General features: G+C 64.0%; 7 protein-coding genes. 1 reads left to right on the top strand and 6 read right to left on the bottom strand.

What is annotated here, in order from left to right; genetic code table 11:
• Positions 1–267 precede the first annotated feature (267 nt).
• The gene (locus MOV75_RS21610; RefSeq protein ID WP_246924525.1) at positions 268–684 is read left to right on the top strand and encodes a CHRD domain-containing protein; all 417 of its coding nucleotides are present in this window, start codon (positions 268–270) and stop codon (positions 682–684) included.
• Between the two features lie 182 nt (positions 685–866).
• Here MOV75_RS21610 and MOV75_RS21605 read toward each other — a convergent pair whose 3' ends face one another.
• The 6 genes from MOV75_RS21605 to MOV75_RS21580 form a co-directional block, all read right to left on the bottom strand.
• Positions 867–2,150: a cystathionine gamma-synthase family protein gene (locus MOV75_RS21605; protein WP_246924522.1), complete on the bottom strand. Its 1,284-nt coding sequence runs from the start codon at positions 2,148–2,150 to the stop codon at positions 867–869.
• A gap of 292 nt (positions 2,151–2,442) precedes the next feature.
• Positions 2,443–2,889 carry a cytochrome c gene (locus tag MOV75_RS21600; RefSeq protein WP_246924520.1) on the bottom strand — a complete coding sequence of 149 codons (447 nt, stop codon included), beginning with the start codon at positions 2,887–2,889 and terminating at the stop codon, positions 2,443–2,445.
• Positions 2,890–3,043: 154 nt separating this feature from the next.
• The gene (locus MOV75_RS21595) at positions 3,044–5,353 is read right to left on the bottom strand and encodes a xanthine dehydrogenase family protein molybdopterin-binding subunit (RefSeq protein ID WP_246924518.1); all 2,310 of its coding nucleotides are present in this window, start codon (positions 5,351–5,353) and stop codon (positions 3,044–3,046) included.
• A gap of 158 nt (positions 5,354–5,511) precedes the next feature.
• Positions 5,512–6,036, bottom strand: coding sequence for a GNAT family N-acetyltransferase (locus MOV75_RS21590; RefSeq protein ID WP_246924516.1), 525 nt, complete (start codon positions 6,034–6,036; stop codon positions 5,512–5,514).
• A 48-nt stretch (positions 6,037–6,084) separates the two neighbouring features.
• Positions 6,085–6,360 (bottom strand): DUF1127 domain-containing protein, encoded by a 276-nt coding sequence (locus MOV75_RS21585; RefSeq protein WP_246924514.1) that lies wholly within the window; start codon positions 6,358–6,360, stop codon positions 6,085–6,087.
• A gap of 260 nt (positions 6,361–6,620) precedes the next feature.
• A partial coding sequence (locus MOV75_RS21580; protein WP_246924512.1) for a lipid II flippase MurJ occupies positions 6,621–7,107 on the bottom strand: 487 nt, incomplete at its 5' end.

Raw genomic sequence — 7,107 nt, 5'->3', positions numbered from 1 at the left:
CATGGGCCGGCGCATGGCCCGCAGCTGCCACCACCGGCGCGCTGAGCCACCAATAGACGCCGGCGGCAGCGACCACCGCGAGCAGCCCTACGAGAATTGTTCGTTGCAACATGCAGATCCATTCACTCGTCGCGGCAAACCTAGGACCAATGTCGTCGCGGCTCCAGCCACGAAGAATTTAGCCTGCCCTGACCGGAAACGGGAATAAACTGAAATGCCGGCTGTTGGAAGTTTGGCAGCCCGAACGGGTTCAGCAGGGAGAATGTCATGAACAAGACCGTCATCGCCGTGTTAGCGCTCGGTGCCGTCGCTTTTGCGGGCCCGGCCAGCGCCGAAAAGCTCAAAGCAACGCTCGACGGCAAGTCCGAAGTGCCGGCAACGACCAGCAGCGCCACCGGAACCGCCGATCTGGACTATGATGCCGCCAGCAAGAAGCTGTCCTGGACCGTCACTTATTCCGGGCTCTCCGGCCCCGCCACTGCGGCGCATTTCCATGGGCCTGCCGAGGCCGGCAAGAACGCCGGTGTCGCGGTTGCGATCCCGAATGCGGCCTCGAGCCCGGTCAAGGGTGAAGCCACGCTCACCGATGCGCAGGCCGCCGATCTGCTCGGCGGCAAGCTCTACGTCAACATCCACACCGCGGCCAATCCGGGCGGCGAGATCCGCGGTCAGGTCACGAAGTAAGCCGCAACGCTGCTTCGTCGCGCGAAGGCCGGGCGCAGGAGGGAGCGTCCGGCCTTTTCGATTCCAAAGCGGTTCACCTTCGTAGCCCGGATGAAGCGCAGCGCAGTCCGGGACGGACTCCGAGGGGTGAAGACCCCGGATTACGCTTGCGCTCATCCGGGCTACGCACTTTTCGATCGCGCTCAAGCTGCATTCAGCGCCTGCGTGAGGTCGGCGATCAGGTCCGACGGGTTCTCGATGCCGATCGACAGCCGGATCGTGGAATCGAGCACGCCGATCTTCTGCCGGATGTCGGCGGGAACGCCGGAATGAGTCATGGTTGCAGGCAGGCTCGCGAGCGACTCGGTGCCGCCGAGACTCACCGCCAGCTTGAGGATCTGCAGCGCATTGAGGAATTTGACGGCGGCCTCCTTGCCGCCGACGATGTCGAACGAGAAGGTGGATCCCGCCCCCAGGCATTGCCGCGCGAACGCACGCCCGGCTGGCGAAGACTCCTCGTGATGACCGAGGTAGTGGACCTTGGCGACCTTGGCGTGATCGCGCAAGAAGTCCGCAACGAGGCGCGCGTTGCTGTTGGCCTTCTCCATGCGCAAGCTCAGCGTTTCGAGCGAGCGGTTGATCATCCAGCAGGAATGCGGATCGAGCTGGGTGCCGATGGCGCCGCGCAGCGCCTTGATGCCCTTCATGATCGCCTTCGAGCCGAGCGCTGCACCCGCGATCAGATCGGAATGGCCGCCGACATATTTCGTCAGCGAGTACAGCGACAGGTCCGCGCCGTGCTCGATCGGCCGCTGAAACACCGGCCCGAGCAGCGTATTGTCGCAGGCGATGATCGGCGTGTCGCCTTGCGCCTTTCCGATGGAATCGGCGACACGGCGGATCATGGCGATGTCGACCAGGCCGTTGGTCGGATTGGCCGGTGTCTCGATCAGGATCATCGATACGCGGCCTTTGGCCATGGCCTCCTCCGCGGCCTGCTTGACCGCCGCCTCGTCGATCCCGTCGGCGAAGCCGACGGCGCCGATCGACAGACGCGCCAGCGTGTTCGTGAGCAGCGTTTCCGTCCCGCCATAGAGCGGCTGGGAGTGCAGGATGACGTCGCCGGGGCGGACGAAGGCAAGGATCGTCGTCGCGATGGCCGCCATGCCGGATGAGAACAGCGCGCAGCTCTCGGTGCGTTCGTAGATCGAGAGCCTGTCCTCGACGATCTCGCTGTTGGGATGATTGAAGCGCGAATAGACCAGGCCCGCGCCCATCCCTTCCGGGGGCTCGCGCCGGCCGGCGACGAAATCGAAGAAGTCCTGCCCGTCATCGGCCGTCTTGAACACGAAGGTGGAGGTCAGGAACACCGGGGGCTTGATGGCGCCTTCCGACAGCTGCGGATCATAGCCATAGGTCAGCATCAGCGTCTCGGGATGCAGCATGTGATTGCCGATGTGCGTCTTCGACGGAAACGGTTTTGCCATGGCCTGTCTCGCTCTTGATTGAGATCCTCGCCGCGCGTTGGAACTCCTGATGTCATGCAGTCAGGAAAGAGACGCGCCGACTCGCATCAGCGCCGCGGCTGTTGACTCGAAGATAGCCGCTCCGGCAGCTATCCGTCAGACCTTGCGAACAGAAAAAAGGGCAGTCGCTTTCGCAACCGCCCTTCGATTCCCGTGGCCCGGATGAGCGAAGCGACATCCGGGACAAGTTTATCAACCCGCACAGGCTTCCCGGATTTCGCTGCCGCTCCATCCGGGCTACAAGAGCCCCGCCTCAGCTGTTCTTGACGCGGTAGGTCTCGTGGCAGCCGCCGCATTCCTTGCCGATGGCAGGCATGTTCGCCTTGAGCGAGTCCAGGTCCTTGATCTTGCCCTTGGCCTCGCCGACGACCTTGGCGAAGCCTGCGATCCTGGCGTCGAAGCCAGCCTTGTCCTCCCAGACCTTCGGCGAGGTCGAGTAGTCACCGTCGAGCTTCACGCCCTTGGCGCTCGCCGGAAACAGGTTCGGCAGCTTCTTGGCGGTATCCTCGAACTGCGCCAGCGCGCTGTCCACTGTGGCCTGGTCGTAGGGCTTCTCGCCCTTGACCATCGCCGACATCGCGCCGGCGTTCTTGCCGTTACCCTTCATGAGGGTCTGGGCTTCCTTGACGGAATCTTGTTGTGCCCAGACGGCGCCCATCCCGAGCAGCAGCGCGCCCCCAACAACCAACACTCGCTTCATTCGCAAATCCCTTTCGCTGAGACAGGATCGTGCTGACCCCACATTGGGCCAACCCCGATTGGCAGATTTCATTCCATCCAGAGCGCGACGATAAATCGCCGCACTCCGGATCATTTGGCTGAGCCTGCAAAACGCGTTCCGCGTTTGCTTGGACTTACAGGCTGTGACGGCGGTGGTGCTCGTTGATGGCGATCCACACCCGCTCGGGCGTTGCCGGCATGTCGATGTGGTCGATCTTGTATTCGCGCCAGAGGGCGTCGACGATGGCGTTCACGACCGCCGGACAGGAGCCGATCGCGCCGGCCTCGCCCGCCCCCTTCACGCCCATCGGATTGGTCTTGCAGGGAACGTTGTTGGTCTCGAACACGAAGGCCGGCCCGTCCGCCGCCCGCGGCAGCGCATAGTCCATGAAGGTCGCGGTGATGAGCTGGCCGTCATTGGGTCCATAGACCACCTGCTCCATCAGGGCCTGGCCGATGCCCTGCATGGCGCCGCCATGCACCTGGCCGGCCAACAGCAGCGGATTGAGCGTCTTGCCGAAATCATCGACGATCACGTAGTTGACGATCTTGATGATGCCGGTAGCCGGATCGATCTCGACCTCCGCGACATGCGTGCCGTTGGGATAGGTGCCGTCGGCGCTGGCGAAGGTTGCGCTGCCGTTCAGCTTCGACGGATCGACATCCGGCCGCTTGGCGAGATCGGCGAACGAGATCGAACGGTCGGTGCCGGCGATGCGCACCACCCCTTCCGAGATTTCGAGGTCGCCGGCGCCGGCCTCCAGCGCCTGCGCCGCAATTTCCTTCAGCTTTTGTCCGAGCTCCCGCGTCGCACGCTCGACGCTGACGCCGCCGGAGGGGATCGAGGCCGAGCCGCCGGTGCCGAGGCCCGTGGCAATCTCGTCGGTATCGCCCTGGCGGACGTGGACCCGTTCCGGCGCGACGCCGAACTGCTCGGCGACGATCTGGGCATAGGCGGTCTGGTGGCCCTGCCCGCTCGACTGTGTGCCGATCAGCACGGTGACGTCGCCGTTGGGATCGAGGCGGACATTGGCTGTCTCCTCACCCATCACGCCGCAGATCTCGACATAGCTCGCCAGCCCAATGCCGCGGATCAAGCCGCCCTTCTTGGCCGCCTTGGCGCGCTTGGGAAACTCCTTCCATTCCGCGATCTCCATCGCGCGCTTGAGATGCGCGGCGAAGTCGCCGGAATCATAGACCTTGCCCGTGGCCGTCTTGTAGGGCAGCGCCTTCGGCGGGATGAAGTTCTTGCGGCGGATCGCATCCGGCGTCGTGTCGAGTTTTCGCGCGCAGGCGTCGACAAGGCGCTCGATGACATAGGCGGCCTCGGGGCGGCCCGCACCGCGATAGGCGTCCACCGGCACGCTGTGCGTAAAGATCGTGCGCACCCGGCAATGGAAGGCCTGGATGTCATAGAGGCCCGGCAGCATGCCGGCGCCGCCATGGGGAATGTAGGGGCCGAAGGTCGACAGATACGCGCCCATGTCGCCCATCAGGTCGCAATCCATCGCGAGGAACTTGCCGTCTTCAGTCAGCGCCATCTTCGCGGTGGTGACGTTGTCGCGGCCCTGCGCATCGCCCAGGAAATGCTCGGAACGGTCGGCCGCCCACTTCACCGCCTTCTTCAGCTTGCGCGCTGCGACCGCCAACAGGGCGTATTCCCGATAGGGAAACAGCTTTGTGCCGAACCCGCCGCCGACATCGGGGCAGATCACCCGCATCTTGTCGGTGGGGATGTTGAGCACGTTCTGGCAGAGGATGTCGCGCAGGCGGTGGCTGCCCTGGCTGCCGACCGTCAGCGTCAGATGGTCACGCTTGGCATCGTATTCACAGACCGCGGCGCGCGTCTCCATGAAGCTCGCGACCACGCGCGGATTGACGATGGAGATTTCGGCGACCGCATGCGCCTTGGCGAAGGCGGCTTCGGTCGCCGCCTTGTCGCCGATCGAGACGTCGAACAGCACGTTGCCGGCCTTGTCGGGCCACACCTGCGGTGCGCCCTTCTTCACGGCGTTGACGACGCCGGTCACTGACGGCAGCGGCGACCATTTGACGTCGATCGCCTCGATCGCGTCACGGGCCTGATCGATGGTCTCGGCGACGACGAAGGCGATGGAATCGCCGACATGGCGCACCTCGTCCTTGGCCAGGATCGGGTATGGCGGGCCGGTGAACGGATCGGTCTCGAGATTGAACAGGCACGGCAGATTGCCGAGATCCCTCACGTCATCGGCGGTCAGGATCAGCGCGACGCCGGGAAGCCCGCGGGCACGACTCACATCGATGGTGTATTTGGCATGCGCGTGCGGCGAACGGAGCATCAGGCAGCGCAGCGCAGCCTGCGGCGCGTAATCGTCGGTATAGCGGCCCTTGCCGCGGATGAGCGCGTCATCCTCCTTGCGCAGCACGCTTTGGCCAACGCCGAACTTGATGGGAGCCGCCATTTTATTGTCCCGTCCTATGGTTGTTTTGCCGGCATATTGCCGTGGAAAAAGTGGCAAGGCAAATGGGTTTGGGCGGGCCGCTCCCATGGAGATGATGATTTGAGGCCGCCCTCGCCGGTTCTGGGGCAACCATGCCGCGCAGCCGCGCCAGACCCGCGTCAATGGCTGAATTTCCTGACCATCAGGTACTTGTCATACGTGACGTCACCTATGCGGACGGCAGCGGGATCGGTGCCGTAGACCTCGAACCCGTTGCGCTCATAGGTCCTGATTGCAGCGGTTGCGTCGAGCAGGACGGCAAGATGCACCTGTTCGACGCATGCCTCGGCGTGGGCAAGAAGCTCCTTGATGAGCCGATCTCCAACTCCTTGACCTCGGCCATCTTCCCTCACGTAAACCGTGAAGATATGACCCCTGTGCCGCGATCGCCGATCTGGCGACAAGTAGAAGCCGGCGACTCCGATCAGATGTCCGCGCGCAAAGGCGCCAAGGATCGCTCCGCTCAGCCAATGGCGATAGGCCGCCAGCATCGCCTCGCCGCCCTCATCCTCTTCCCGAGAACCAAAGGTTTGAGGGTGTGCCTGAAGCGCCTCCGCGCGAATGTCGCGGAAGAGATCGAGATCGTCGACAGTCAATCGTCGGATGTCCACGTCCGCCTGGGCGCGGGCCTCATGCGATGTCATGATCGCCTCCTCTCCCTGTCGCAGCGAAGTCCGCTGGGATTGCGGTCGTCACATCCCACCACGGCCCCACAGAGTCCGCGCATTGTCTCTCAACCTATCAAGGGCGCGTTCAGGCGCGATGCTGTCGATCTCGCCGCGCGACAAGCCGATGTCCGTCAGCTCCCTGTCGCTCAGGTCCTGCAAGGTGACCTGTGCACGCGGCCACCGCTCCTGAAACGCACGCCAGTATCGTCTGAGCAGGCTCAAGACGATGGAGAGGTCGGGTCGAAGTCTCGCGGCATCGCCCTCTGGCGCGGCCGTAATGTTCGTCTGTTGGGGTGGCATGGGATGCTCCTGCTGTTGTGCCGGCAGGGAGCGTGGCCAAAGAAAAGGCCCCGTCCGATGCCGGCGGGGCCTGGTGGAAAAGATGTCGTCGTCGAATTCCTAGCGCACGACTCCTCCCACGGCCCAGCCGAAGCGGGTCATGTGGTTGCGGTTGACGATGCGCGAGCATTTGATCATGAGGCATCGATACCACGGCGATTGCACAAAATCAAGAGATGCGCAGATGCTGTTTGCATCCTGGAGGCGAGCGCACTGCTCGCCTAGCCGCGCACCAGCGAGACCAGCCACTTGCGGCCGAACAAAACGAGGATCGCGAGCGCATAGACGATCGTGCCGCCGGCGGCGAGCAGCACCAGCGTCACCTCGTCACGGAAATGCATCGAGCCTAACAAGGGGCCGCTGAAGCGCGCGATCAGCCAGAACGCAACCGCAAGAATGATGCCAGTCAGCAGGAATTTGCCGAGCGACATCAGCCAGGCGCGGTCCAGCACGAGAAAGCCTCGCCGCACCGCGAAGAAGAGCACCAGCAAGAGATTGGTCCAGACCCCGACGGCGGTTGCGAGCGCGAGGCCGATCTGGGCGAGCGATCCCATCAGGGCGAGCTTCAGCGCGACGTTGACCGCAATGCCGGTCAGCGACGCCCGCACCGGCGTTGCGGTGTCCTTGCGCGCATAGAAGGTCGCGACCGCGCTGCGGATCAGCACGAAGGGGATCAGACCGATGGCGTAGGCCGCGAGCGTGGCGCCC

It is taken from the genome of Bradyrhizobium sp. PRIMUS42 (assembly GCF_023006515.1).
Classification (GTDB): domain Bacteria; phylum Pseudomonadota; class Alphaproteobacteria; order Rhizobiales; family Xanthobacteraceae; genus Bradyrhizobium.
Note: the sequence above shows the minus strand (reverse complement) of the source record. Positions and strands in the feature narration are given on the sequence as shown.

Coding starts and splice junctions, on each gene's coding strand:
- MOV75_RS21600 (WP_246924520.1), bottom strand. CDS start 2,889: ATGAAGCGAGTGTTGGTTGTTGGGGGCGCGCTGCTGCTCGGGATGGGC.
- MOV75_RS21605 (WP_246924522.1), bottom strand. CDS start 2,150: ATGGCAAAACCGTTTCCGTCGAAGACGCACATCGGCAATCACATGCTG.
- MOV75_RS21610 (WP_246924525.1), top strand. CDS start 268: ATGAACAAGACCGTCATCGCCGTGTTAGCGCTCGGTGCCGTCGCTTTT.
- MOV75_RS21590 (WP_246924516.1), bottom strand. CDS start 6,036: ATGACATCGCATGAGGCCCGCGCCCAGGCGGACGTGGACATCCGACGA.
- MOV75_RS21585 (WP_246924514.1), bottom strand. CDS start 6,360: ATGCCACCCCAACAGACGAACATTACGGCCGCGCCAGAGGGCGATGCC.
- MOV75_RS21595 (WP_246924518.1), bottom strand. CDS start 5,353: ATGGCGGCTCCCATCAAGTTCGGCGTTGGCCAAAGCGTGCTGCGCAAG.